This is a genomic window from Catenulispora acidiphila DSM 44928, from assembly GCF_000024025.1.
GTDB lineage: Bacteria > Actinomycetota > Actinomycetes > Streptomycetales > Catenulisporaceae > Catenulispora > Catenulispora acidiphila.
Genome location: NC_013131.1, coordinates 2,242,112 through 2,268,731, shown reverse-complemented (window position 1 = coordinate 2,268,731; position 26,620 = coordinate 2,242,112). Strand labels below are relative to the sequence as shown.

General features: G+C 68.9%; 21 protein-coding genes. 8 read left to right on the top strand and 13 right to left on the bottom strand.

The genetic code is table 11. From position 1 onward, the window contains the following. Positions 1 to 5: 5 nt before the first annotated feature. The 7 genes from CACI_RS09970 to CACI_RS09935 form a co-directional block, all read right to left on the bottom strand. Positions 6 to 872, bottom strand: coding sequence for an alpha/beta fold hydrolase (locus tag CACI_RS09970; protein WP_012786216.1), 867 nt, complete (start codon positions 870 to 872; stop codon positions 6 to 8). Between the two features lie 107 nt (positions 873 to 979). Continuing rightward, positions 980 to 1,678, bottom strand: a complete 699-nt coding sequence (locus CACI_RS09965) for a TetR family transcriptional regulator (protein WP_012786215.1) — start codon at positions 1,676 to 1,678, stop codon at positions 980 to 982. Between the two features lie 107 nt (positions 1,679 to 1,785). After that, positions 1,786 to 3,666 carry a phosphoesterase gene (locus CACI_RS45360; protein WP_012786214.1) on the bottom strand — a complete coding sequence of 627 codons (1,881 nt, stop codon included), beginning with the start codon at positions 3,664 to 3,666 and terminating at the stop codon, positions 1,786 to 1,788. Positions 3,667 to 3,928: 262 nt separating this feature from the next. Further along, positions 3,929 to 4,093: a hypothetical protein gene (locus CACI_RS51060; protein WP_012786213.1), complete on the bottom strand. Its 165-nt coding sequence runs from the start codon at positions 4,091 to 4,093 to the stop codon at positions 3,929 to 3,931. A gap of 102 nt (positions 4,094 to 4,195) precedes the next feature. Continuing rightward, positions 4,196 to 6,244: a protease-like protein gene (locus CACI_RS52195; RefSeq protein WP_012786212.1), complete on the bottom strand. Its 2,049-nt coding sequence runs from the start codon at positions 6,242 to 6,244 to the stop codon at positions 4,196 to 4,198. Positions 6,245 to 6,453: 209 nt separating this feature from the next. After that, positions 6,454 to 6,852 (bottom strand): GntR family transcriptional regulator, encoded by a 399-nt coding sequence (locus CACI_RS09940; RefSeq protein ID WP_012786211.1) that lies wholly within the window; start codon positions 6,850 to 6,852, stop codon positions 6,454 to 6,456. Continuing rightward, the gene (locus CACI_RS09935) at positions 6,849 to 7,673 is read right to left on the bottom strand and encodes a hypothetical protein (protein WP_012786210.1); all 825 of its coding nucleotides are present in this window, start codon (positions 7,671 to 7,673) and stop codon (positions 6,849 to 6,851) included. The genes CACI_RS09940 and CACI_RS09935 overlap by 4 nt, the downstream gene beginning before the upstream one ends. Positions 7,674 to 7,750: 77 nt before the next feature. Here CACI_RS09935 and CACI_RS09930 point away from each other — a divergent pair, with 77 nt between their 5' ends. The 5 genes from CACI_RS09930 (at position 7,751) to CACI_RS45355 (ending at position 16,879) form a co-directional block, all read left to right on the top strand. After that, complete coding sequence (locus tag CACI_RS09930; RefSeq protein ID WP_012786209.1) at positions 7,751 to 8,371, top strand: hypothetical protein; 621 nt, start codon at positions 7,751 to 7,753, stop codon at positions 8,369 to 8,371. A gap of 96 nt (positions 8,372 to 8,467) precedes the next feature. Further along, positions 8,468 to 10,021, top strand: coding sequence for a succinic semialdehyde dehydrogenase (locus tag CACI_RS09925; protein ID WP_012786208.1), 1,554 nt, complete (start codon positions 8,468 to 8,470; stop codon positions 10,019 to 10,021). 255 nt (positions 10,022 to 10,276) lie between these two features. Next, entirely contained in the window at positions 10,277 to 13,900 is a 3,624-nt protein-coding gene (locus tag CACI_RS09920) for a ricin-type beta-trefoil lectin domain protein (RefSeq protein WP_012786207.1), read from the top strand. Positions 13,901 to 14,060: 160 nt separating this feature from the next. Continuing rightward, positions 14,061 to 14,879 (top strand): MerR family transcriptional regulator, encoded by an 819-nt coding sequence (locus CACI_RS09915; RefSeq protein ID WP_012786206.1) that lies wholly within the window; start codon positions 14,061 to 14,063, stop codon positions 14,877 to 14,879. A gap of 74 nt (positions 14,880 to 14,953) precedes the next feature. Beyond that, positions 14,954 to 16,879, top strand: coding sequence for a pentapeptide repeat-containing protein (locus CACI_RS45355; protein ID WP_012786205.1), 1,926 nt, complete (start codon positions 14,954 to 14,956; stop codon positions 16,877 to 16,879). Positions 16,880 to 16,895: 16 nt separating this feature from the next. On the opposite strand, the gene CACI_RS09905 is transcribed toward CACI_RS45355, so the two are convergent. Together CACI_RS09905 and CACI_RS09900 are read right to left on the bottom strand one after the other, a co-directional pair. Beyond that, on the bottom strand, positions 16,896 to 18,290 hold the full coding sequence (locus CACI_RS09905; RefSeq protein WP_012786204.1) for a hypothetical protein: 1,395 nt from the start codon (positions 18,288 to 18,290) through the stop codon (positions 16,896 to 16,898). Next, positions 18,283 to 18,840, bottom strand: a complete 558-nt coding sequence (locus CACI_RS09900; RefSeq protein ID WP_049871531.1) for a SigE family RNA polymerase sigma factor — start codon at positions 18,838 to 18,840, stop codon at positions 18,283 to 18,285. The genes CACI_RS09905 and CACI_RS09900 overlap by 8 nt, the downstream gene beginning before the upstream one ends. Positions 18,841 to 18,985: 145 nt before the next feature. Between CACI_RS09900 and CACI_RS09895 the strand changes: the two genes are divergently transcribed. Further along, a complete protein-coding gene (locus CACI_RS09895; protein ID WP_012786202.1) occupies positions 18,986 to 19,771 on the top strand; it encodes a maleylpyruvate isomerase N-terminal domain-containing protein in 786 nt (261 codons plus the stop codon). Between the two features lie 19 nt (positions 19,772 to 19,790). Here the strand turns inward: CACI_RS09895 and CACI_RS09890 are convergent, their stop codons facing one another. After that, the gene (locus tag CACI_RS09890; protein WP_012786201.1) at positions 19,791 to 20,585 is read right to left on the bottom strand and encodes an FHA domain-containing protein; all 795 of its coding nucleotides are present in this window, start codon (positions 20,583 to 20,585) and stop codon (positions 19,791 to 19,793) included. 140 nt (positions 20,586 to 20,725) lie between these two features. Here CACI_RS09890 and CACI_RS45350 point away from each other — a divergent pair, with 140 nt between their 5' ends. Together CACI_RS45350 and CACI_RS47670 are read left to right on the top strand one after the other, a co-directional pair. Continuing rightward, complete coding sequence (locus tag CACI_RS45350) at positions 20,726 to 22,474, top strand: serine/threonine-protein kinase (RefSeq protein ID WP_223297493.1); 1,749 nt, start codon at positions 20,726 to 20,728, stop codon at positions 22,472 to 22,474. A gap of 317 nt (positions 22,475 to 22,791) precedes the next feature. Beyond that, complete coding sequence (locus tag CACI_RS47670; protein ID WP_012786199.1) at positions 22,792 to 23,352, top strand: protein phosphatase 2C domain-containing protein; 561 nt, start codon at positions 22,792 to 22,794, stop codon at positions 23,350 to 23,352. Here CACI_RS47670 and CACI_RS09875 read toward each other — a convergent pair. The 3 genes from CACI_RS09875 to CACI_RS53485 form a co-directional block, all read right to left on the bottom strand. Next, on the bottom strand, positions 23,309 to 25,702 hold the full coding sequence (locus CACI_RS09875) for an ATP-binding protein (RefSeq protein ID WP_012786198.1): 2,394 nt from the start codon (positions 25,700 to 25,702) through the stop codon (positions 23,309 to 23,311). The genes CACI_RS47670 and CACI_RS09875 overlap by 44 nt on opposite strands. Before the next feature lie 160 nt (positions 25,703 to 25,862). Continuing rightward, positions 25,863 to 26,072, bottom strand: coding sequence for a DUF397 domain-containing protein (locus tag CACI_RS54115; protein ID WP_012786197.1), 210 nt, complete (start codon positions 26,070 to 26,072; stop codon positions 25,863 to 25,865). A gap of 237 nt (positions 26,073 to 26,309) precedes the next feature. Next, on the bottom strand, positions 26,310 to 26,435 hold the full coding sequence (locus CACI_RS53485; RefSeq protein WP_012786196.1) for a hypothetical protein: 126 nt from the start codon (positions 26,433 to 26,435) through the stop codon (positions 26,310 to 26,312). Positions 26,436 to 26,620: the final 185 nt, after the last annotated feature.

The following is a 26,620-nucleotide window of genomic DNA, read 5'->3' as shown; positions in this document are numbered from 1 at the left end:
CACACCTAGTGGCGCGCCCGCGCCGCTTTGACTTCCCCGGCGACGAAGCTGCGGATCTCCGTCGCGAGGCGGGTCGGCTGGTCGAGGGGGATCAGGGTGTAGGTGTCCCCGATCTCGACCAGGCGGGCGGCGGGGAGGAGGTCGGCGAGGCGGCGGCCGTGTTCCGGCGGCATCACGCGATCGTTTTGTGCCCACACCACCAGGGTCGGGCGGTCGAAGCTCGGCAGCTTCTCGGCGGCGGCGGTGAGGATGTGCGGGTCGGCTGCGGCGGTGCGCAGGACGCGGACGGTGTCGCGGCGGATCTCCGGCTGGCGCCAGATGGGACGCAGCCAGCGCTTGACGGTCGCGTCGCCGCGCTTGGTCAGCCAGCCGAAGGACAGCGGCATGCGGCGTGCGGGCTTCAGGCGCATCTGCTGCATGAACATGCCGAACAGCGCCGGCGAGAGCTTGCCGGTGAGGAACAGGGTGCGGCCGGTGAGGCCGGGCGGGAAGTTGTCGAATGCGTCGCACGAGACCAGGACCGCGCCGGCGATCCGCTCCCTGCTTCCGTCGGCCATCAGCAGCTGCACGAGCATGCCGCCGGTGTCGTTGCCGACCAGCGTGACGTCGCGCAGGTCGAGGGCGTCCAGGAACTCGGCGACCAGCGCCGCGATTCCGAGGGGTGACAGGTCCGCTTCCGGGCTCATCGCCTTGCGGTGCGCTCCCAGTGGCAGAACCGGGACCACGCAACGGAACCGCGGCGCCAGCTCGTCGACGACCGCGGTCCACAGCGTCTCGTCCATGAGCAGCCCGTGCAGCAAGACGACCGTGGGACCCGGGCCGCCGCGGTCCTCGTACTCGATGACTCCTGCGGAGAGCTCGATCTCATTCATGGGTGGTACCTCCTGCCGCCGGGCGCTGCACCTCTTCTGTAAAGTGAACCACATGGTTCGCAAGTGTGCCCACCCGAGCCCGGCGCAGCCCACCAGGCATCCCGCGCTCAGCCGGCGGCTTCCTCGTGCTCCAGCATCCGCAGCAGCGCGGCGAACCCGGGCTCGTCGCCGTCGCCGACACCGTTGCCGTCGCCACCGCCGTCGCTGCCACCGCCACCCTCCGAGCCGCCGGTACGCCGCTGCACCAAAAATCCCCGCAGCGCAGCGAACACCAGCTCAGCGACCTCGTCCTTACGCCGCTCACTCCACTGCGGCGGACACATGTCGCGCAGCGCCGGCAGAAAGTGCCCCGCGGCGTCGACCGCGAGCGCCGCATGCCGCCCCGGGTCGTACATCGCCAGCCCCAACGCCTGGTCCAGCGCCCGCTGCCCCTCCCCGGAGCCGGTCAGCACCGGCCACACCGCGCGCACCCGCCCGGCCAGCGTCTGCTCCTGATCCGGCGCGAACGCCGCCGCCATAGACGACGTCAACCGCCGCTCCCGCAGCAGCTCGACCGCCTCCCGCAACAGATCCTCGGCGCCCTCGAAGTGATAGAGCAGCACCTTGTGCGTCGTGCCCGCCGCCTTGGCCGCGCGCCGCAACGAGAAGTCGACCAAGCCGTGCGCGGCGAGGTCGTCGGTGACGGCGTCGAGCAGGTCACGGCGCCGCGCCTGGGCACGAGGCGTCCCGGCGGAGCGCCGGTAGCCGGCCGGGGCGACCGGCGCGACCGGCGCGACCGACCCAGCGTTCTCGGAATCTTCCTTCACGCCCCAAGCTTCCCTGATCCCGCCCCCGATAACGCGCCGGACCGGCCCGAACTCGTCTCCGAGCCGGACCGGTCCAGTACCGCACGCGCTTTACCTCAGCGTCAGCCTTACCTCAGCGTCAGCGAAATCGGCCCGGCAAGAACCGTGTAGCCGTCATTGCTGAAGTAGTAGACCTTGTAGGTCCCCGCGCCATAGTTCGCCGTGAACGTCGCACTGCCACTGGTCCCGGGCGTGTACTGCCAAGCGGTGGAAGCCTGGCTGCCGGGGGTGTCGCCCGACTTGTAGATCCCGATCCAGTTCTTCGCGCTGTTCGCGGCCGGCGGCGTCGAGTAGGAGAACGTGACCGACGAACCGTTCGCCACACTCGGCGTCGAGGTCGTCAGCGTCGGGCTGTTGGTGGTCGTCTGACCCCAGGCGTCGTTCACCGTCGCCGCGTAAGCGTCGTTGTTGGTCAGCGACGCCAAGCCCAGCGCCTTGTCCACGGTGCGCAGCAACCCGTACTGGTCGGTGCGCTGCGAGCTGGTGTAGCCGGCCTTCACCGTGTTCTGCGAACCCAGCAGCAGGGTCGGGATGCGGTTGGAATAGTTCGGGCCGTAAGCCTTGGTCGCGCCCTCGTCCCAGGTGAGGATCAGCAACGACTTCTGCTGCGTCCACGCCGGGGAGTTGAAGATGCTCGGCAGCGTCGTCTTGAGCCAGGTGTCGCCGGCCGTGACGCCGCAGGACTCCATGTCGTCGCAGTCGTCCGGCTCGAACCACACGAAGTTCGGGGTGGTCGCGGCCGAGCGCAGGTCGGCGGTCATCTGGGTGAGCGGCTGATCGTGCTGCCCGCAGTAGCCGGTCGGCGACTCATCGGCCTTGAAGTCCTGGAAGAATGCGAACGGCACGTCGTCCGGGGCGTAGTAGCCGTGCGAGGTGTAGTCGCAGTTCCCGTTCTCGTTCTCGACGTACGTCTTCCACGTCTTGCCGACCGCCTCGGTGCTGTTGCCGACGTGCGGAGCGTTGATCGTGGTGGTGCCGATGCTGTTGTCGTGCAGGCCGTACAGACCGCCGCCGGCGAGCGCGACGTAGTTGGGGTCCGACGGATGCGTGATCGCGTAGGACTGGCTCAGCGACGTACCCTGCGACAGCAGACTATTGATGTATGGAGCCTGCGACGTGTTGCCGATGATGCCGGAGTAGTCCTCGTTCTCCATGTAGACCACGAAAACGTGGTCGAAGCCCGGCACGGAGGACGTCGGCGCGGTCAGCGGCGCCGTCGGCACGTTCGCCCCGACGGTCAGCGACACGTCGTCGGCGTAGCCGTCGGTGGTGTCGCCGGCGGTCCAGGTGAAGCCCAGGTCCACCTTGATCGAGCGAGTCCCCGCCGGCAGCGTCCCGGTCGCCGAGCGCTGCAGGAACTTGGTGGCGCTGCCCCGATCGGTGCTGGTCACCGGCGCGACGGTCGCGGTGCCGACCGAGGAGCCGGCCGCGTTGAGGAACGTCGCGGTCATGCCGACGCGGTCGTTCTGACCGGCGTACCCGCCGAGCCACCCGGACAGGTTGAAGGGCACTCCCCCGGCGTCGATCGCCGAAGCGGCCGAGGACACGTTCACGGTCTGCGCCAGGTCACCGTTCCCGGTCCCCCCGCCGGCAAAGAACTGCTTCCCGCGCGCGGACGAGCCCGGCGTGTTCGCATCGGGATAGCCCGAGGCGCCGTAACACACGGCGTTCGGATCGCCGGTGACGATCGTCCACCCCGGCATCGTCATGGCGTCCAAGCCGTTGGACGAGCACTGCGCCGCGCTCTCGGCTCCGGCGTCGACCAGCAGGTTGCCACTGGTCGCAGCCGCCTTGGCGGTCACGGCCGCAGGCGCGGTCGCGCTCGTCGCGTGCGCGGGACGAGCGGTGGTCACAGACAAGACGCCGGCCGCCAAGGCGAGCGTGGCAGTGGAGGCGAGCAGGACGGTTCGGCTGCGTCTGGCAGCGCGGTGAGGGAGTCGAGCAGTCATACGGGATCCTTTCCGTTCAGCAGGTGAGGCCGCCTCACGAATATGGAGACGTGAAGTTGCCGGGACTTCCGTACCCGGTGAACGGATCAAAGTTGTATAGCCAATACCTAGTTGTCTGGCCAACTTCACCCGACGCGGCCATGGGGCACCGTAGCGCCGTCGGCGATGGTCGGCCAGAGTCGTCGGCTAATCCCCGAGCTCTGCGAAGTCCTCCGCGTACCCGAGCACGAGCACGCGAGAATCTCGCAGCACCGTGACAAGCTCATCCATCGAACGGGGACCAATCGTCGGTGAAGTAGCCGTTCGGGATGTCCGCGAGCAGATCCAAGCTGTCATCCGTCGGCAGGCACTGGACGACGTGCCGATCGTCAAGCAGGAGACCGGGATCGCGATTCAGCGCCACCAGAGCGTCGATGTCCTTCGGCACGATGGCCTTTCGGCCAGCCTCCACGGACGCGGCAGGGAACACGCCAGCGGGCCGCGGGACCGTCAGATCCCGCAGCGCCGCTGTTCCCAGGCTAGAGGACCGTCAGCTGTCGTAGATCAGGTCGAAGGACTCCCACTGGCCGATCGTGAAGCGGTTCGCGATCAGCGGTGCGGCGCCGCCGTTGTCCGCCGTGACGATCTCGCCGTTGGCGTGCGCGCGTAGGCTCACGCTGCCGTCGGCGTTGTAGACGGCGTCGAACGACTCCCACTGGCCGATGGCGGTGCGGTTGGCGATCAGCGGCGACGCGCCGCCGTTGTCGGCGGTGACGAAGTCGTTGTTCGCGTGCGCGCGGAAGCTGATGCTGCCGTCGGCGTTGTTGGAGAGGTCGAAGGACTCCCATGGACCGATCGCCGTGCGGTTGGCGATCAGCGGTGAAGCACCGGCGTTGTCGGCGGTCACGAAGTCGCTGTTGGCGTGGGCGCGCAGGCTGACGACTGGCAGGCTGGACGGAGCGACCAGGTCGAAGGACTCCCAGGGACCGATCGCGGTCCGGTTGGCGATCAACGGTGAGGCGCCGCCGTTGTCAGCGCTGACGATGTCGCCGTTGGCGTGCGACCGGAAGCTGACGCTGCCGTCGGCGTTGTGGACGAGATCGAATTCCTCCCAGGGCCCGATCGCGGTGCGGTTGTTGATCAGCGGTGAAGCGCCCCCGTTGTCGGCGGTGACGACCTCGGCGTTGGCGTGGGCGCGCAGGCTCACGCTGCCGTCCGGATTGCTGATGAGGTCGAACTGCTGCGCCGGACCGACCGCGGTCTGGTTGGCGATCAGCGGAGCGGCGCCGGCGGCGTCGGCGGTGACGTAGTCGCCGTTGGCGTGCGCGTGCAGCGCCACGACCGAGGCGGTGGAGGTCGGCGCGAACGCCGCGAAGCTGTTGGGCGTGCCGAAGCCGGTCGGTCCGTCGTAGCCGGGTCCGGCGGTGCACAGGTACGCCGGCGAGCAGCTGCCGTTGGAGCCGCTGGTGACGTCGAACAGCGCATACGTGTGCTGATACGGGTACTTGGCGGGGAGGTCCGCGGTACCCGGGACGCCCGCGAGCGCGTAGACCGAGGCGATGATCGGCGAGGAGACCGAGGTCCCGCCGAAGACGAGCCAGCCGGACTGGCCGTAGGTGTCGTAGGCGGCGACGCCGGTGGCCGGGTCGGCGACGGCGGAGACGTCGGCGACGGTGCGGCGCGGGCAGCCGGTATCGGTCTGCCACGCGGGCTTCGGGTCGTAGACGGAGCAGCCGGAGCCGGCTCCGGACCAAGCGGTCTCGCTCCAGCCGCGCGCGTTGGACGAGGTGGTCAGCGATGTGCCGCCGACCGCCGTGACGTACTGCGAGGCGGCCGGGTACTCCACGCCGTAGGAACCGTCACCGGAGGACACGGTGATCGCGACGCCGGGGTGGTGGAAGTAGGCGGCGTCGTAAGACGTGTCGCCGGCGGACTCACCGCCGCCGTAGCTGTTGGACACGAACTTCGCCCCGAGCGCGACGGCCTCGTTCACCGACGTGCCGAGGTCGCCGATGCTCGCGGTGTTCGCCTCGACCAGCAGGATGTGCGCGCCGGGCGCGATGGCGGAGACCATGTCCAGGTCCAGCGAGATCTCCCCGGCCCACCCGGCGTTCGGCGCCGGATAGCTGGTACCGCCGCTCTGGTTGACCTTGCGGAAGCAGCCGTTCGCCGTGGTGCAGGCGCCCAGACCGTACTGGCTGCGGTAGGCGGCCAGGTCGCTCTCGGCGTTGGGATCGTCGTAGGCGTCGACGATCGCGACGGTCTCGCTGGCGCTGCCGTTGCCGGTCAGCTTGTAGGCCGAGCGCAGATCGCCGGGACCATACCCGGCGGGCGTGGCCGCGGGACTGAGCGCGTCGGCGCGCACACCGGCGACATCGGTGCGCACCAAGGCGAGGCAGGCCATCTGCCCCGGCGCCGCGGCCACGGAGCACAGGCGCTTGGTCGGCGCCGCGTGCGAGGCGGCGGTGGTGGCTGCGGCGGCGTTGGTGGCGCCGGCGGCGGCAGGGGTGATGCCGAAAGCAGCGCCGGTCAGCACGGTCGCCACCAGGGATATCACGATCCTGAGTCTGCGACGCATGCGGGTGTTCGTCGTTCCCACGCGAGCTCCTTCGATTCGCCAGATCCGAGTGAATCAGAGTTCTTACTTGCGTCGACGCAACCGCGAAGCTAGTGAGCGACTCGTGGCCGCGCAAGAGAGCGTGGCACTACGGCACGGATCGCCGTTGATCCGAAGGTTCCGGACATCGGCTGATATCCGGCGCAATAGAGGAATGGCACCTACCGCTCGTTCCGGCCGACGCTCACATGTCAGGACCCGGACGCCTCGCCCCGCAGCTCCGCCGTGATCGCGGCGAGCGCGTCGTGGTCGGCGATGCCGAGGCGCCGCGTGGTGGCCGCGAAGGAGCGCACCGCCTCGGTCAGGAGGCGGCGGGTGTCGGCGGCGGTGCGGTCGTCGGGTGCGTGCGGCGTGCGCGGTGCGACGACCGTGCCGGTGCGCACGCGGCTGGCGACCAGCTTCCCGGCCTCCAGTTCGCGGTAGGCGCGGGCGACGGTGTTCACCGCCAAGCCCAGATCGCCGGCGAGCTGGCGGATCGGCGGCAGGCGGGTGCCCGGGGGCAGCGCGCCGGAGCCGATCATCGCCGCCACCTGGGCCCGGATCTGCTCGTACGGCGGGACCGGGCTGGTGTCGTCGAGCTCGACGATCATGCGGCTTCCGAGCCGGACGAGGTCGCCGGCCAATAGGCCAGAATCCGCCCGGTGATCGGGAAAGCGATGGCGAACAAGACCTCTGTGATACCCGTAACGTGGTTGTGCTGCATGATGTCCGCCGCGTCGAGCTGCGCTTCGACGCACGAGCCGACCAGCACCATCCCCGCCGCCGCCAAGACGTGCAGCGACCGCGACCGGATCGCGTCGTCCGCGGCCATCCGGTCCGGCTCGGCCAGCGGCTGCGGACGGCGCAGGACGTACCGCATCGCCGCCAGCGCGACCGCGCCGACCCCGAGCCCGACCACCGTGCACAGGGCCGCGGCGCCGAGATTGCCTTCGGGGTGGGCGCCGTGCCGCGCACCACAGATCGCAGCTGTCAGAAGACACAAGACCATCGAGGCCGGCACGGCCCAGCGCCCGGCCCACGGCAGGTAATCAGTGCTCTGACGCGACACCAACGAAGCCGACGCCCGCGGACCGCGATCCAGGTGCGCGACCCGGAGTTCGGCCACCGCCGCACCGGCGAACCAGCCCGCCAGCGCCCACTCGAAGCCGACGAAGAAGGACCGGGTGAGGGCGGCCGGAGCCAGCACGCCGAGCGTGAACCCGGCGGCTCGCCACCTCCGGGTGGTCGCCCGGTAGGCGATGATCTGGTTCCCGTTGCCGGGCGTCACCCGCAGCGAGTGCAGGCGCGCGAACTCCTCGACCCGGCGGCGCGGAACGATGCCGACCGCGGCGTTCGCCGTCGCCACGAGCAGGACGACCACGCTCAGGCCGAAGATCACGAGCAAGGGGGACACGGACAAGGACGAGGACATGCTGGTCAATGTAGCGAGACATTGCTACATTGTCCACGCCGAGACAGGCTCGGCCGGCGGCGTCACAGGGGGCGGACATGAAGCAGCAGTGGGTGAGCGACGACGTCTGGCAGCAGCTCGACCCGCACGCCGGAGCCCTGAACCGCAGCCAGCGCAGGCGCGCCGTGGCCGTTGCCGCGGCGGTCGTGGCCGTCCTGGCGGCAGGCTTCGCGACCGACCGCTCCGGCATCGTCCGGGCGCAGGTCGCCTTCGACCAGGACACCGGCTTGGCGGGCTCGGTCCTGGTGCACCCGAGGATCATCACGCACGAGATCCCCGTGAAGAACACCGGCTGGACCACCGTCCGCGTGACCGGCGTCGGCCAGGACGGTCCGGGCCTGAGCCTGGTCCGGCCCGGAGACGCCGAGGGGATGACGGCGGCCGAGGACACTAGTGCCACGCCGCCGCCGTTCGATCTGCACCCGGGTCAGACCGCGATCATGCAGGTCGCCTATCGGATCACCGACTGCGCCGCCGTCCCTGCCGGTCCGTTCCCGATCGCCGTCCGCGTCGACCGGCCCTGGGGCACCGAGACGATCAGCGTCTCCGTTCCCCCGCAGCCCGTGGTTGACCCCGCCGCCCCCGGATTCACCGTCAACGGACCCGTCATCGAGTGGCAGAGGGCCGCGGCGGACCAGTCGTGCCACCCGAAGCTCTGAGCCAGCGCGCGGGGCGTCCGGTCAGTGAAGAACAGCCGAGAAGAACAGCCCTTCATCGCTGGAGACATCGTAACTAGAACGAGTTACAGTTCCGCCATGAGTCTGCCGCCTTCGGTCACCTCTGAACTGCTCGCGAAGCTCACCGGCATGGTGGTCTCCACCAGCGGTCGCGCCTATCCGGTAACCGAGGTCTACACCGGCGAGGAGGTCGTGGACCTGCCGCAGTCCGACCCGGCCGACGTCCAGACCGCTTATGCCGCGGCCCGAGCGGCCCAGGCGGTCTGGGCCTCCTGGCCGCTCAAGCGGCGGCTCGCGGTGATGAAGCGGTTCCACGCGCTGCTGTTGGAGCAGGGGCTGATCGTCGCCGATCTGATGCAGGTCGAGACCGGCAAGGCGCGGCGGATGGCTTTCGAAGAGACCTGCGACGTGCTCATGGTCACCAGCCACTACATCAAGGCGGCGCCGCGGATCCTCAAGGAGCGCAAGCACGGCGGCGTGGTGCCGCTGATGTCCACCTCGACCGAGGTCCGGATTCCCAAAGGTGTCATAGGGCTGATATCGCCGTGGAACTTCCCCTTCGCGACCAGCCTGTCCGATGCGATGCCCGCGCTGATCGCCGGCAACGGCGTGGTGCTGAAGCCGGACAACAAATCCACGCTCAACGTCGCCTATGGCGTCGGCTTGCTCTACGAAGCAGGCATGCCCGCAGGCCTCGTGCAGATCGTCTGCGGTGAGGGCCCTGATATCGGCGCGGCGCTGATCGAGAACGCCGACTACGTCATGTTCACCGGCTCGACCGCGACCGGCCGGGTGATCGGCGCCCAAGCCGGGCAGCAGCTGATCGGCTGCACCCTCGAACTCGGCGGCAAGAACCCGTTGATCGTCCTGGACGACGCGAACCTCGACGAGGTGATCGCCGGCACGGTGACCGCCACGTTCCTGAACACCGGCCAGGCGTGCATGCACATCGAGCGCATCTACGTCTCCGAGCGCCGCAAGGACGAGTTCACGCGGCGCTTCGTCGAAGCCGTCCAAGCGATCCGGGTCGCCGGAGCCTACGACTTCTCCCCCGACATGGGCTCGCTGGTCTCGGTCCCGCAGCGGGAACGCGTGCAGGCGCACGTCGAGGACGCCGTCGCGAAGGGCGCGACCGTGCTGACCGGCGGCAAGCCGCGCCCCGATCTGGGCCCGGCGTTCTTCGAGCCGACCGTCCTGACCGGCGTCACCCCGGACATGGTGCTGGCCAGGACGGAGACCTTCGGCCCGGTCACCGCGATCTACCCGTACACCTCGGTCGACGCGGCGGTGGCGATGGCCAACGACACCGAATACGGCCTGAACGCCAGTGTCTGGGGCGGCGACCGCCGCGCCGCCGAAGCCGTCGGCCGCCGCATCGAGGCCGGCAACATCAACGTCAACGACGGGCTGGCCGCCTCCTACGCCTCGAAGAAGAGCACCTCCGGCGGCTTCAAGGCCTCCGGCGTCGGCAGCCGCCACGGCGACGCCGGCATGCTGAAGTACACCGACGTGCAGAACGTCGCCGTGCTCAAGAAGCAGGTGCTCACGAACCCGCCGGACACCGACTGGACCAAGCAGGTCGACAAGACGATCAAGGGTCTGCGATTCCTCCGCAAGCTGGGCATCCGCTGACCGGATTCCGCTTCGGATTCGGATTCGGGTTCGGGTTCGGGTTCGGGTTCGGGTTCGGGTTCAGGTTCGGATTCGTGCCTTGCCGACGTCACAGCGTGCCGACCTCAGGCGTTGACAGCCGCGCCGGCACACCCTTTCCGCCAGCTGAGACAGCCTCCTGATTTCAGGCCTTGCTCATCGGCTGACTGTCTGTTAAATGCCTATTACAACGTTGTCTTCAACGTTGTCATAGCCACCGGATGGAGCTGAGCAGGTATGAAACCAGGCGCTCCCGGCACAGACCTCCCCGTTCCGCCGCCCCGCGGCGCCCGACGCCGCCGCCGAAAGTCGGCGCGGCTGGCGGCCGCCGTCGGCCTTCTCGCGCTGGCGGGTACAGCCCTGTACTCGCCCGCGGCGGCGACAGCCGCAACGGCTGCCAGCAGCGGAAAAGCGAATGCGACCGCCGCCTCGACCCCCGTACTGGACGGCAGCGCGCGGTTCGAAGTCCTCACCCCGACGTTGATCCGCATGGAGTACGCCGGGGACAACCAGTTCCAAGATGCCGCGACTTTCAACGCTGTAAACCGGTCGTTCCCCGCGGTCTCGTACACGACGTCGGTCTCCGGCGGGTACCGCGTCATCACCACCAGCTCGATCACCTTGCGCTACAAGGAGGGCAGCGGACCGTTCACCGCGGCGAACACCTCGATCACGGTCGCGGGCTCCAGCGCGACCGCCGCGCCGTCGTTCCCGTCCTACTGCGCGTTCGGCACGGCGTGCGAGGCTGAGGACGGCCTTCTCAGCTGGGGCGCGTCGGCCTCCTACGACCACGCCAACCACACCGGATCCGGCTTCGTCGCCGGCTTCAACCAGGTCCACAGCGCGGTCCAGCAGGATGTCTCGGCGGTTCCGTCCAGCGGGACCTACCAACTCAGCGTCCGCTACGCCAACGCCACCGGCGGCGACGGAAAGAACGTCACCCGCACCCTGTCGACCACGGTCAACGGTGCGTCCGGACCGACACTCTCCCTGCCAGTCACCGGTTCCTGGGACACGTGGTCGACGGTATCCGTGCCGGTCACGCTGAAGGCCGGCGTCAACACGGTCACCGTCGTGCAGAACGCCTCCGACAGCGCCAACGTGAACCTCGACAGCCTGGCCGTCACCGCCTCCGGCGCCGCCTACCCCGCGCCCGGCGCCTCCAGCGCGCTGCTGACCACCGCCTACGGCGCCGGCCCCACCGACACCCTCGGCGGCTGGTCCGGCTCGCTGGACAACCAGAACCCGGCCACTGCGACAGAGCGGCCGGGGATCCTGGACCGCGACGGCTGGTACCTGCTGGACGACTCGCGCTCGGCGCTGCTGAACGCGAACGGCACCGTGACCGACCGTCCCGCCCACGGCGGCCAGCCGTATCAGGACGGGTACTTCTTCGGCTACGGCACCAACTACAAGCAGGGTCTTTCCGATCTCAATGCACTGACCGGCAGCGCGAACCTCCTGCCGGAATCGGCTTACGGCGTCTGGTATTCGCGCTACTACGCCTACAGCGCCTCGGACTACGAGAACACGCTGCTGCCGACCTTCCGCAGCACGTTCACGCCGCTGGACTGGCTGGTCGTCGATACCGACTGGAAGGCGCCCAACCAGTGGGACGGCTGGAACTGGAACTCCTCCCTGTTCCCAGATCCCACCGGATTCATGAACTGGACTAAACAACAGGGCCTTGAGACGTCCTTGAACATCCACACCGCCATCTCCGGCTCCGACCCGCAGTTCGCCGCCGCGAACAGCACCGCCGGCGGCCTGTCCCCCGACGTCACGCGCTCCGGCGACTACGAGTTCGACTGGTCGAACCCGAACCAGCTCGCGGCGTACTTCAACCTGCACAAGCCCTTCGAGCAGCAGGGCGTCCGCGAGTGGTGGCTGGACTACTGCGGCGGCTGCGGCAACTCCACGGCCGGCGACCCGCACGTCGCCCCGGGCAACTTCATCAACCAGGCCTACGCCCAGGACGGCACCGCCCGCGGCCTGCGCGGCTTCTCCTTCGGCCGCATCGGCTCCTCCTCGCAGGCCGGCGACAACGGCAACTACGCCCTCGGCCCGTGGTCCGAGCGGCGCAACACCATGCAGTTCACCGGCGACACCGAGGCCACCTGGGCCATGATGGCGCTGGAGGCGCAGTTCGCCGGGGACGAGGCGGCAGCCGGGATCACCAACGTCAGCAACGACATCGGCAGCTTCCACGGCAACCACCTGGCCGACGACATGTACGCGCGCTGGGTGCAGCTGGGCACCTTCCAGCCGGTCGATCGCCTGCACTCCGACCACGGCGACCGGCTGCCGTGGAACTACGGCGCGGCGGCCGACGCCAGCAGCGAGCGGTTCCTGCGGCTGCGCGAAGCGCTGGTCCCGTACACCTACACGCTGGCCGACCAGGCGCACACCACCGGCGTGCCGATCATCAGGCCTCTGTATCTCGACTATCCCTCGAACAACGAGGCGTACACCTTCAAGCAGGAGTACCTCTACGGCGACAACGTCCTCGTCGCCCCGATCACCACTCCCGACGACGCCAACGGAAACGGTTCCGTCAGCGCGTGGATCCCGCCGGGCACCTGGACCGACTACTTCACCGGCACCAGCTACACCGGCCCGACCACCGTCACCATCACCGACCCGCTGTCGCAGATGCCAGTCCTGATCAAGAGCGGCGGCATCATGCCGACCCGCACCAACTACGTGAACGACGCCAACTCCTCGCCGCTGACCCAGGTGACGCTCTCCGTCGCCGCCGGCGCCGACGGCTCGTTCCCGCTCTACCAGGACGCCGGCGAAGGCAACGGCTACCAGAGCGGCCAGTCCACCACGACCCCGATCTCCTGGAGCAACGCCTCCCGCACGCTGACCATCGGCGCCGACAGCGGCAGCTTCACCGGCGAGGCGACGCAGCGCTCGTACACGCTGCGGCTGTCCAACACCGTCGCCCCGACCGCCGTCTCCATCGACGGCACGCAGGTCCCCGAAACCGCGTGGGCCTACAACCCGAACGAGCGCACCACGACCGTGACCACCGCCGCGCTGCCCGTCGGCACGCAGCACACGATCAGCCTGACCGGCAGCGCCACCGCCAACCCGGCCGCCGGCGAGGTCGTCGGCGACGCCGGCCTGTGCCTGGACACCCGCGGCGGCACCACCGCCAACGGCACCGCGATGCAGCTGTACACCTGCAACCACACCGCCGGCCAGCAGGTCGCCTACACCCCCGGCGGCGCCCTGCAGGTCCTCGGCAAGTGCCTGGACGCCGCCAACGCCGGCACCGCCAACGGAACGCTCATCCAGCTCTACGACTGCAATTCCACCGGCTCGCAGAACTGGACGGCGCAGAGCAACGGCGAACTGATCAATCCCCAATCAGGACGCTGTCTCACTGTCCCCGGTGGCAACACCACCCCCGGCGCGGTCCAACTGCAACTCCAGGACTGCACCGACGCCGCATCGCAGATCTGGAAGCTCCCGCCCGGACCGCTCAAGGGACCCGGCGGGCTGTGCGCGGACGTGGCCAACGCCGATCCGTCCTACGCGACCAGCGTCCAACTCTGGGGCTGCAACCAGAGCGACGCCCAGCGCTGGTACACCCCAGGCGACAGCACGATCCGCGTCTTCGGCAAGTGCCTCGACGTGACCAACGGCGGCACCGCCAACGGCACCCACGTCCAGCTGTTCGACTGCAACGGCAGCGGATCGCAGAACTGGACGACGCAGGCGAACGGATCGCTGGTCAACCCGCAGTCCGGCCGCTGCCTCGACGACCCCAACAACACCGAGAAGGCAGGAGATCTGCTCGAGATCTACGACTGCAACAACTCCGCCGCACAGCAGTTCAGTCTCGGCGGCTGAGCCCGGCAACACCTAGCGCGCCGCGGCGTGACGTCAGATGACGTCACGCCGCGGCGCGCTGTGTTCACCCCCTCGGCCGCGCGCGCTTGACCTTCCCCCTGGGGACGGCGGCACAGTCGTGGCCACCGGGCGATCACCACCCGGAACGAGGGAGACGACCATGGACCTGCTCAGCATCGGCGCGTTCGCGCGTCTGACCCGCCTTTCGCCGAAAGCGCTGAGGCTCTACGACGAACTGGACCTGCTGCCTCCGGTGCACGTCGATCCGGACAGCGGCTACCGCTGGTACTCGCTGGACCAAGCCGGTCGAGCGCGGCTGGTGGGGCAACTGCGCCAGCTCGACATGCCGCTGGCGCGCATCCGGGCGATCGTCGATCTGCCGGAGGGCGCGGTGGCCGGCGAGCTCGCCGCCTACTGGGCCGGGCAGGAGCAGGGCTGGAAGGCGAAGCAGGAGCTGGTCGGCTACCTCATCAACCAACTGACAGGCAAGGAGACCACCATGTATGACGTGTCCGTGCGGACCATCCCCGCTCGCACTCTGCTGAGCACCAGCGAAACCCTGACCGCAGACCAGATCGGCGCCTTCGCGACCCCGCTGTTCATGCTGTTCGGCGGCCCGACCATCCCGCGTCCCGACGGCGAGGCTGGCCGGCCGTTCCTGCGCTATCACAGCGAGATCAGCAACGACAGCGAGGGACAGGTCGAATTCTGCTGCCCCGTCAACGCCGCCGACGTCGACCGCATCGCCGACCTGTACTCCGACATGACGCCGAGCACGGAGGGCGCCGTCCGCGAAGCGTTCATCAGCGTGCCCAAGGCGAACATGATGACCACGCTCGGCGTCGAGTCGCTGCGGCAATGGCTCAGCGACCACCACGAAGAGGCCGTCGACGGTCCGCGCCAGATCTTCCTGCGCGACCCCGCCACGGCCGAGTCCACGGACGCGGTCTACGAGCTGGCGGTCGCACTGCGCGACTAGTTCCTGTTGGTGACGCTTTGGTGTCGGTATTTCTACGGACGCCGCTGCCGGCCCGCGATCCGTAATGTGCGTCCATGGACGCTCGGCTGACACGTCGCCTACCGGCCGACGCCGATGGGGAGTCCCATCGCGCCGCCCTCCAAGAGTTGGAAGCCCTCGCCGGGGAGCATCCCGAGCAGCGGCAACCGATCGCCGACGCCCTGTGCCGCTACCTGCGCGAGCCGGCCGCGCAGGCGCCCGCCGGGCAGCAGGCCGTCGCACTGCTCGCAGCCCTGGCACGTCAGCATCCTGACGCTCCCCGGCTCGGTGCGGACGGCTCCTGCGCCTTCGACTGCGAGTACTGCCTCGATCTGAACCTGGACGGCGCGATCCTCCCCGACGTCGACTTCGGCGACTGCCGTCTCGGCGCCGTCAGCCTCACCGACACCCACTTGTACGGCGACTCGGTCTTCGCCGGGACGCGCTTCGCCGACCAGGCGCTGTTCCAGCGCTCGGTCTTCGAAGGCGACGCCTCCTTCGCCGGTGCCCGCTTCCACCGCGCGGCGGATTTCGGGCGCGCCAGGTTCCGCGCGAACGCCGACTTCTCCCGCGTCCGCTTCCAGAACATCGCCTGGTTCGGCCGCGGCGAGGAGGCGCTGGACGAGGAGGACGAGGCGTGGGAGGAGATCGAGACCCGGCGCACCGTGGCGTGGGAGGAGCTCAACGAGGACGATCCGAACTGGCCGATCGCCGGGCTGACCGAGGAGTACCAGATGTGGGAGGAGGGCGGCGACGGCACGCGCTTCAACCACGGGGTGTCGTTCACCGACGCCACGTTCGCCATGGAGGCGTGGTTCTGGAAGGCGCGCTTCGGCAGCGCGGTGTCGTTCCAGCGGTGCGTGTTCGGCGGTCGGGTCCACCTCATCCAACCCGCGGTGGACCTGACCGGCGCGCGGCTGACCGCGGACGCCCAGGAAAAGGGACAGGAGTGGCCCGAAGGACAGGACTGGCCGCTGGGCTGGACGACGGTCGCAGACCTCGATGACGGCGGCGACGCGCTGGTCGTCCTGGACACCTCCCTGTCGCCGTACCACCTGCACCTCGCCGATCCCGATCCGGAAGTCCGGCTGGCCGGTCTGCGGATCCTCGGCGAACTCGGAGACGCGGAGCCCGATCTCAGGGAACGGATAGCCGACACCGTGTGCGCGTATCTGCGCACCCCCCTGTCGTTCGACGTGACCACGAACGTCTTCGATCTCGCGCCCTCGCAGTTCGCTGAGTTACGCACGCGCCGCGCCGCTCAACGACTCCTCACCGACCGGACCCGCCAGCGTCCCGGGCAACCGCTCTGGGAGGACATCGACCTCCAGCTCTCCGGCGCCACGTTGATCGACTTCGACGCCGCCGGCTGTCGCCTGGCCCGCGCAGACTTCAGCGGCGCGCAGTTCTACGGGACGACGTCCTTCGCGAACGCGACATTCGGCACCAAGCAGTCCGCCGCCGGCTCGGAGATCAGCTTCGCACTGACCTCGGGCGGTCAGCAGGGACGCGCCAGCTTCCACGGTGCGGCCGACTTCTCAGGACTCGATGTCCGCTCCTCGGGTCTCATGCGCTGCCGCTTCCACGCAGACAGCGCAGTCCGCGGCTCGGGCACCGACCAGGACCTGATCAGGGTTCTGCTGGGTGCCCGGCTCGCCGGCGACGCGGCGGAGGCGACCGCCGACTTCCTCGAGGCGTTGCGCGCGTTCAGCGCGAGCGCGCCGTACACACTGAGCCGGGAAGCCTGCGAAAACCTCATCCAGACCGTGGAATACGGAACGGTCCCGGGTCCGCCGGACGCCCCGTGGGAAAGCCGCACGGGGCTGAAGCTCGTCGGCACCGACGTGCTTCTCGCCGACCTCGCGGGCCCTATAAGCCCCGCCGCGCCCGACGCCGACCGCCTCCTGCTGCTCGGACCCGGGCAGCGGGAGGCGGCGGCCGACGTCATCAGGGTCCTGCTGACGGCACTGGAGGCCGACTAGTCCCCCTGACCTCGTCTCACGAAGGCCAGTTGAAGGTCCAGGTGTACCGCATGCTGCCGATCAAGGGGATCCGATACTCGCCATAGGACCCGAACTCCAGCAGATATGACGGAGGTTTGTTGGGGTCGAACGCCACGGCTGCCATGGGCACGCCCTCGACCTGCTGCATGGCGTTCACTTCCTTCGAACCGTCAGCCCACTCCAATCCCATCGACGTCGTCCCCGGGTCGGCCGTGCCGGAGGTGATGACCAGCGGGAGCTGTTGATGGCCGAACATGTATGAGAAGTTGACCTTGCCGGTGCCGAACGGTTTGCTGCTGGTGCAGCCGTCCTGCTCTGTCGTCGCGTCAACGGCCGAGTCCGTGCAGTAGACCTCGTTCGAGTCGTTCGCCGCCGACCCGCTGGGGATGATCTCGTAAGCGAGCTGCCACTTGCGGCCCGAGACCGTGCCCTCGCCGAGGATTCCCGAGGACAGTGGCGTCACCTTCGGGGTCTGCGACAGGTTGGGCACGCCGGTCGGCGTGGTGACCGTCGGCGGTGTGGCCGGGACGATCGGTGCCGGCAGCGGTCCGTGGTCCCAGGTCGCCGTCCCGTCGTTGGTGATCGTGATCTTCGAGACGCCGGCCGCGCTGACCTGTTCCAGGGCGTCCGGCGGATTGGCCGGATTCCAAGCGAAAGAGGCGAGCCGCGTCCCGGTCACCGTGCGGATCGGGACCTGGACGACCGTCCCGTCCTTCCACCGCAGATCGATCGAGGTGACGTTCGCCGCCGGTGAGCCCATCGCCAGGACCATCGGATTCACCAGGCCGCTGTTCTGGAGGTACTGGTCCAGGGCCTGATAGCCGCCCCACGCCACGTGGGTCCCCTCCCCGCCCCCGAAGGTGACGACCTTGCCGTCCAGGCTGACGTCCACCTCGGTCACCTGCGGCTCGCTGTTCGCCGCCGAACCGGACGGAATGACCCGGTAGGAGATCTGCCACGGGTGTCCGGAGACCGAGCCCGCGCCGATCACGCCCGACTGCAAGACCGTGCCCGGGTCCGCGATGAAGATCGGCTTCGTCGGCAGCGTCGCCGGGAACGAAGGGTAGTCCGAGGCGGAAGGCGGACCCGACAACGTCGGGATCGGGGAGTTGCGCTGCCTGAAAGACGGTGGTGAGGTGACGTGCGCGGAGGAACCGGGCTTCGACGCCGGCGACTCCCCCTGGTGCTTCACCCCGCTGCCCAGTCCCTGGACGGCGGCCGCGACGCCGGCGACGGCGAACGCCGTGCCGAGAACGCCACCGGCCTGGAGCCGGTGCCGGCGGCGCTCCCCGCGCCGCTTCACATCAGAGGCCTGACCCGCGTATCGGGTCCAGTCGGTACGCTCGACCGCGTCAGCGATGCCGAGCCGTTCGCTCTTCTGCTCAGACATGGGCCGCCTCCACAGCGCCGTCGCCGAAGTCCGCGGTGTCGGTCAGCATGACGGCCATCGCCGCGCGCCCTCGGGAAAGCCGCGCCTTGACCGTGCCCTGCGGCAGATCCAGCGCTGTGGCGACCTCCGCGACCTGCATCCCGCCGAGGTAGTACATGACCAGCGCGGCCCGCAGCCCTTTGGGCAGCTCGGCCAGCGCGTCGCGCACCGCGATCGTGTCCGCCGACGGCGGCGCCATCTCCCCCGGCGCCCCGTGCCGCATGAACGCCCGCAGCCCGGCGGTGTGGTGCCGCCAGCGCGAAACGGCCAGACGGTACGCCGTGGACCGCACCCACCCGACCGGATCCCCGTCGTTCCGGGTGAGTTTGTCCCACCTCGTCCACGCCCTCGCGTACGCCTCCTGGACACAGTCCTGGGCTTCGGCGAGATCGCCGGTCACCAGGTACAGCTGGCCGATCAGGCGTGGCGCGGTCGCGGCGTAGACGTCGTCGAAGCTCGTCGTCGCCAAGTCCCTGTCCCCTCCTTGAGTTCCCTCGGGAACTGCACGCATTCGAGCCCGTGCCGGGTTGCATCGAATCGCGACTTATTCAGAGACGGACTTCCACGGTCACTGGGAGGCGCCTGCTCCGCGGGGTTCGGCGGAAGATCCAGAAAAGGGTTTTCCAGCCATCGGCCTTCGATGATAGACAGCGCGGGTGCAAAAAACTCTCGAGTTCCACGACGTGCTGCGACTGATCGACGAACGATCGGCCGCGTTCCGCGCCGCGGTCGCCGCCGCGCCCAGCCTCGACGCGCAGGTGCCGACCTGCCCCGAGTGGACGCTGTTCGACCTGGTCAAGCACCTCGGCGACAACCGCTACATCTGGGCCGCCACCCTCGCCGCGGGACCTGACGCCACGGCCAAGGCCACCGCGGACAGCGCCGGCGTCCCGGAAGCGCCTCGGGAGCTCGAAGCCCTGCTGGCCTGGTCGGCCGAATCGACGCGGCAGCTGCTGGAACAGCTGCGGGAGGCCGGCCCGGACCGCGGCAGCTGGGCGTGGTGGGACATCAGTCCGGAGTCGCCGCACACCTGCGGCGCTGTCGCCCGGCACCAGCTGCAGGAGATCGCGGTTCACACCTACGACGCCCAGCTCACCGCCGGCGACCCGCAGCCGCTGCCGGAGGAGGTGGCGCTCGACGGCGTCGACGACTTCCTGTTCACGTGCGTCACCACGACCAGCCCGTGGCCGCACGACCCCATCATCGCCGAGCACCAGGTCGCCGAAGGCCGCTCCTGGCGCCTCCGGCTCGACGCCGACGGCGCGCACACCACCCGCGTCGCCGAATCCGACGCCACTTTGGAGAAGGCCGGCGCCATCGCCCGCTCCACCGCCGCCGAGGCTGTCCTGGTCTTCTACGGCCGACTTCCTGTGGACACCTTCCAGATGGAAGGCGACCACCGGGTCTTCGACCAGCTCAAGGACTGGGACCCGGACGCGTAGCAGGACACCGCCGACGCCGCTACCCCGGCTCGGCAAGCAGTTCCAGGTCCTCGGCGCTGAGCGTCACCGTCTTGATCAGCTCGCGGATCAAGTTCACGCTCAGCGTCGAACCGACCGGCTCCCCCACCTCGTCGCGCATCAGCCCTCGTACACCGCGGCGGTGCAGGCGTTCGCGCACCTCCTCGACGGTGTTCGCGGCGGTGCGGAAGTTCCAGGCCTTGGTCGTGTACGGCGAGGCGTTCGCGGTCTGCGCGGTGTCCTCCCACGTCAGCGGTAGCGGGAACGGCTCCTGCCCCTCCAGGTAGCGCCTGGCGAGCGCGGTGAGGACCAGGCGCTCGGCCGGGGACAGCTCGTACACGGTCTCCGGGTCGACGGTCGAGGCCTTCGTCGTGGAGCGCGGGTGGAGGTCGTCGTCGTCGACCAGGCGTACCTCAACGAGGTGCGAGCGCTGCTTGGAGGAGTTGATGACCAGCGGGGTGTATCCGGGTTCGACGACGCGCCGGTGGCCGGTGAGCATCAGGCCGCCGTTGGGCAGCTCGATCGGCAGATGCCCGGTGTTGGTGAGCCACCAGCCGCCGTCCGGACCGGTGCAGGTGAAGACGCCGTGGCGGCGGCTGACGGTCGGATCGTCGACGCCGACCGGGACGTGCACGTCCTCGCGGTCGCGCCCGAACAGGAGCGTGTACCTGCGTGCCGGGACCGCGTAGCCGCCTTCCGGGCCGAGCACGAAGATCGTGCCCGCGGGCGCCGCAGGGACGCCCTCCGACGGGCTGCCGGGCGGCAGCATGCGCGGGGGGAAGTGGGCGTTCGGCATGTCGGGGCCTCCGTTCAGCTGGCGCAAGTGTAGGAGCAGGCGCGGAGGACCGGTCCTCAAGGATCTTCGGCACGGCGCCCGGACGCGATCATCGTCACGTTGCCCGGGCGCGGCCGTGCTCGCTAACCTACGCTGCGTGAGTGCACGCAGCGGACGGGGCGCCGATGGACGCTGACGTCGCCGAACCGCTCGGTCCGGGCGACCCGCGCGAGATCGGCCAGTTCACCGTCATCGGCGTCCTCGGCGCCGGCGGCATGGGAGAGGTCTATCTCGGCACCCGCGAAGGACGCTACGTCGCGGTCAAGCGGGTCAAGCCGCGCCTGGTCTCCGGAGAGCGGTTCAACCGCGAGGTCGCGATCCTGCACCGCGTTCCCTTCGGGGTCGCCCCCTCTCTGCTGGCCAGCGACAGCACCGCGCCCGAGCCGTGGTTCGCGACCGAATACGTACCCGGACTCACTGTGGAGGATGCGGTCCGCTCCTTCGGACCGCTCGCCGCCGACGCCCTGTGGCTGCTGCTGGCCGAGACCGCCGCGCACTTACAGGCCGTGCACGAGGCCGGGATCGTGCACCGCGACCTCAAGCCCGCCAACATCATGCTGGTCCGCGACGGCGTGAAGCTCATCGACTTCGGCATCGCGCTCGCCGGCGACCAGGCCCGGCTGACGCGCACCGGCGCGAGTTCGGGCACGCGCGGGTTCACCGCGCCGGAGCAGGAAGCCGGCGACCGGGACGTCAGCGAGCGGGCCGACCTGTATTCGCTGGCCGCCACACTGATCTACGCCGCCTCGGCACGTCTTCCCGGCGCGCTGCCTGACATCAGCACGATCCGCACGCTGGACCCCGCACTCGCGGCGGTCGTCGAACCCTGTCTTGCCGCCGATCCCGCGGCTCGTCCGACGGCTGCGGAGCTGGTGACGGCGGCACACGACCACGCCGACGCGGTGAGTCCGTCGTGGTCGGCGCCGGTGATGGAGCGCATCGCGAAGCGGCGGGCTTTCGCCGCGACGCCGGTCAGCGTGATCGACACGGTGCTGCCGCCTGACCTGGAGGTAGCAACAGAGCCGGAACCCGGTCCCACGCAAGGGCTGACCGACAACGGCGAGGCTGGACGGTCGCGCCGAACGCGAGTCCTCATACCGCTGGCAGCGGTCGCAGTGTTCTGTGTCGCGGTCGCCGGGGTGCTCGCAGCGCTCTCGTCGCATGGGAACTCCTCGACGCATTCGCCTTCTGCCGCCTCGGGAATCGGCATCGTGCCGATCGCCGGGACCGAATCGTCCTCGGCTCCGCCGCGTTCGTCTCAGACGACCGCCCCGGGACCGACCTCGTCCGGATCCTCCTTGACCGGGTCCTCCTCGACCGGGTCCTCCTCGACCGGCCTCGGAAGCACGACGCCGACGGGCACCAAGACCTCGTCGTCGAAGAACGGCAGCGGAGCCAGCACGCCGAGCCGACCCGCCGGTACCACCGCACCGAGTACTCATCCCAGCTCGACGAAGAGTCAGGGGCCTGGCAAGTCCGATCCCACCCCGACCGCCTCGTCGATCCCAGGCATCAACAGCGCCGACGATCCGGCGCGCGTCCCGAACTCCGAGGCGGACACCACCTGGGTGGCCAACGACGCGGCGTGCTCGGGCTGGCTGGACAGCGACGGTTCGGGCAACCTCGCCGGAGTGCTCAACACCTCGCTGCAGCAGTCGTGCGTCGCCGAGGTGATCCGCAGCGACGGAATGACCTACACCTTCAGCGCATCCCACTTCGCCGAGAAGACGAACTTCTTGCCCGACCAGGGCTACACGATGCAGATCTGCGTCTGGCACGCGGACGAGAAGGACAGTCAGTCGTGCTCACCGCAGTTCGGCATGAGCGGCACGAGCCCGGTTCAGAAGTAGGGCAGCGCCACCGGCCGGCGCATCGCAGTCGGCGACGGGAACCCGACGTCCTGCGCGGGCGACGTGGACCGCAGCGAGACCGCCAGGTTCCCCGCTGAGGCCAGACCGGACCAGCCGAGTTTCCCGCCGCCGAGTTCAGGGGGTCCTGCGCCGCACTGGCTTGGAGCACCACAGCGCACTCGAACCCTGATGGCCGAGCGTAGGACGTCGTACTCAGGACCGGTCCTCTGGCGGCTTCCCTAGCCTTCTGCCCAGCGACGCCCGCGCCGCACGACGGGTGCGGATCGGCTGGCGATGGCGAAGGGGAGGCGATCGGGATGTCCGAGGCAGCCGAGCTGCGGCTGGATGCGTGCGCCGGCCACTCTGACCGACTGGAAGCACACGCCTGCCGCGGCGCCTGTCACCGCTTCCGCGGCCGGCCGCGCCAAAACGTTGCGCGCGTCGCCGTCCACGAGGCATCCGCTGCGGTGGTCTTCGCCGTCGCCGACGGCGAATCCGGCGCCGCAGAGGCCTGCCACGCCGCCGTCGAACATCTCCTGTCCCTGCTCCCGCAAGACCGGCCGCTGGATTTCGAGAGCGTGGCGTACTACGTCACCGAGCAGCTCGCGCGGTCCGTCACGACGCTGGTCGCCGGCGTCGTGCAGCCGGACGTGGACGGGCCGTACGTCCAGCTGTTCCGGATCGGCGACTCCGGCGCCTGGCTGCTGGACCGTGCGACCGGTGCCTGTCACGCTCTGTTCGAGCCACTGCCACATGTGTCCGAGTCCGTTGACTCCGTCGCGGAGCATCTGACCGCCAGCGAGGTGCTCCTAGTAGCGATATCGCCGATCGTCCCTACGACAGTCTGTTGCGCAGATCCGCACTGCGCTTGTCAGTGAAGGGCTCCAGGAGTTTGAGCGCCTGATGCCGCACGTTGTTCGCCGCGTCCGCCTGCGCCGTCTGTTCCAGGGCATCCGCGAGGTGGTGAAGAATCGATGCTTTCTCGAACACGTTGGGGTGCCCGGAGGTGGCGGCAACCCTGTAGAACTCGACAGCTTCGGCAACGCGGTCGGTCGCTTGCAACACCCTGCCGATGCCGTCCTGCGCAAGCGCTTCGCGCGTCCGATCGCCGATTTCCCGCGCCATCGCCAAGCAGCGGAAGTACGTCTCCATGGCTTGGTCGTGGCGGCCGTGAAGCAGGGCTTGAACGGCTTGTTCGAGGAGAACGGCAAAGGCGAGCGAGCGAAAGACCACGCCGCTGCCGATGATCTCCGTCGCCTCGTTCACGTGCGCCTCCGCCTGCGCGAGGTCGCCTACATCGCGGGCTATGCGTGCCAGCGTGAGGAGGGGGTCGACGAGGGTACGCGGGTCGGCATCGATGGAGCGGAGCTGTTGCAGCGCCTCCAGGGAGAGTTCGGCTGCCTCCTGTGGCCGACCGCCCATCGCGTCGTAAGCGGAGCCGAGGTTGTCCAACGCCGTGGCACGCCACGCGTGCTGTTCGCCTTCCTCGGCGAGAGACATGCAAGTTATAAACATTGATTCCGCCTCGTCGAATCGACGGCGGCGGAGGTTAACCAGGCCTAGGGCGTTGGTCGCGCGAAGAAGGCCGTTTCGATCGTTCAGTTCAGTGAAGAGCCGGACTGCTTCCGCCAAGCGCGGTTCGGCTTGCTCCAACTCGCGGGAGCCGCTAAGAGCCGCGCCGAGGCTGTAGAGGAGCGATGCCTGTCCCGCGAGGTCACCTGCCGCCAGTGCGGATTCCAGTCCTTGGCTCGAGGTGTCGATCCAGTCGTCGAGCGATCCGTAGGCGTCCTGGATGGGATAGAGCGTCGCAGATATCTGCCATGCGAGTGTGTGGAAGCCGGATTCGGCGGCGACGCGGACCGCGGCAATCAGGTTGGCTCGTTCGGCGGCGTACCAGTCCGTGGCTTGGGTTGTGGAGTCGAAGGCCGGAAGCTCCAGCGTCGCCTCAGGTGGTTCGACAGCTACCGGCTCGATGAGAGTCTGCGTGGCGGCCACTGCGGCACTGGCTCCGTACAAGTACCACTTGATGACGCGGTTCAGGACGAGGGCGCGTTCTTCAGGGCTCTCATCGCTATGTACTTGGCTGAGTGCGTATGCCCTGAGCAGGTCGTGGAACTGGTAGCGATCCGGACCGACCTGCTCCAGCAGATGACCACCGACGAGGATGTCGAGCAGACCCCGGGTGCGCTTCAGATCGTCGCCGACCAGAGCGGCAGCCGCGCCCGAGCCGAACTCGGGTCCGGGGTGCAGCCCGAGGCGTCGGAACGCCTTGGCCGCCGCCGGCGGCAGCGCGCGGTAAGACCAGGCGAACACCGAGCGCACCGCGTCGGCGTCAGGATCGGCTGAGTCCTCGGCGGACAGCGCGTCCCACAACGACGATTCTCGCCTCAGATCCGAAATCAGCTCTCGGAGAGGCATATGGGGTCTGACAGCCGCCCTCTCGGCGACGATCCGCAACGCCAATGGCAGCCGGGCACATAAGGCGACCAGCTCAGAGACCTGCTCCGGCGGATCGGGATCACGATACGGCGCAGTCGTTTCCTCCACCAACGCCACAGCTTCAGCCTGATCCAGCAGCCCCAACGAGATCCGATGGGTCCCCTCGCGCGCGGACAGCCCGGACAACCTGCCGCGAGTGGTGACCAGCACCAGACATCCGGGCTCGCCGGGCAGCAGCGGACGGACCTGACCGACGGTCGCGGCGTTGTCCAAGACAATCAGGATGCGATGATCGGCCAGCAGCGTTCGGTAGAGCTCCGCGCGTTCCTCAAGGTCGACCGGAATGGCGCCGGGCGGCACCCCGAGCGCACGGAGGAAGCGTTCCAACGCCGCTGCGGAAGACAGCGGCGGTCCCGGGTCGTAACCGCGCAGGTTCACGAACAACTGACCGTCGGGGAAGTCATTCCGTATGCGATGCGCAAAGCCAACGGCCAGCGACGTCTTCCCGACACCGGCAGTGCCGACGATCAGCACCGACCCGCCGGCAGCCGAGCCCGCACCACCGCCGCCTCGAACCCAACTCTGGAGAAGCTCGAACTCCCGCCTTCGCCCGACGAACGCCGACACCTCCGCAGGCAACTGCCGCGGTCGCGGCAACGGACTCGGATCCGCGGAATGAATATGGATCCCGCCGCTGATGTCGCGGGCCTGGACCACCTCCCGCGCATTCCCGGACAGCCAGGACGACACGGTGTTCGCCCCCGGCTTCATCGGTTGACTGTCGGCCACGACGACTCCCCCTCCGGCGCAGACCCAGCCGCTGCACGCGGCCCCCATAACACTGTAATCAGCAGTGCATGCGACACCAGAGGCAAAATCCCCATGAAACGCGGCCCGGCCGGGGACCACCCGAAGCCGGACCGCATTCGCCACTTAGAACACAGAGCCCTTACACGGGCAAACTGAACTCACCCCGGAACACGCCCAACTCGAACGCCTCCCACTCCGCCCGACTGAAGGCCAACATCGCCCCCTCAGGCTCCCGACTCTGCCGCACCCGCACCTCAGCCCCGTCGACCCCCTCGACGAAAGCCACCTCCACACACGTACTCGAGTTGGTACTGAAACTCGACTTGAACCACCCATACTGCGGACACATAGCCCGACCTCCCGTGGAGTACCCCGCGCCGCGGAACAAACCCCCGCCCGCGGCGCCCTGAATGCAGAACGGCCGACGACTGCCGACCGGCGAGATCCGCACACCCCAAGACTCCCCACCCCGCTGGGCGTTCGGCTTGTAGCCGGCTTGCATTCCGCTTGTGCGCCCGAAAAGCACCAAAAACGGCGCCTCGCCGCCCGGGGACGGAACGAGGCGCCGCTCCACTGGCGCGAGGGATCAGTGGTTCACCAGACCGATCACCATGTGGCTGATGAACATGAAGGATTGGCTGACGCCAGAGTGCGCCGCGGCGCCCCAGAGGTGCATGACGCTCACGATCAGCGCAAATATCTGTTCGGGCATTGATGTCCTTGTCCGGATCAGTGTTTGACAAGACCCTCGGCGCCCCGCGTCACCTGAGGTTGCGCCAACCATACGCTGTAGCAGAATTCCTCCGGTAGACCCGACAGGAACCTTTTCCAAGCCTTTACACAGGGCTGGATGCATAAGGGGTGCTGTACGAGTGAAGCTACCACTAGTAGCATCTT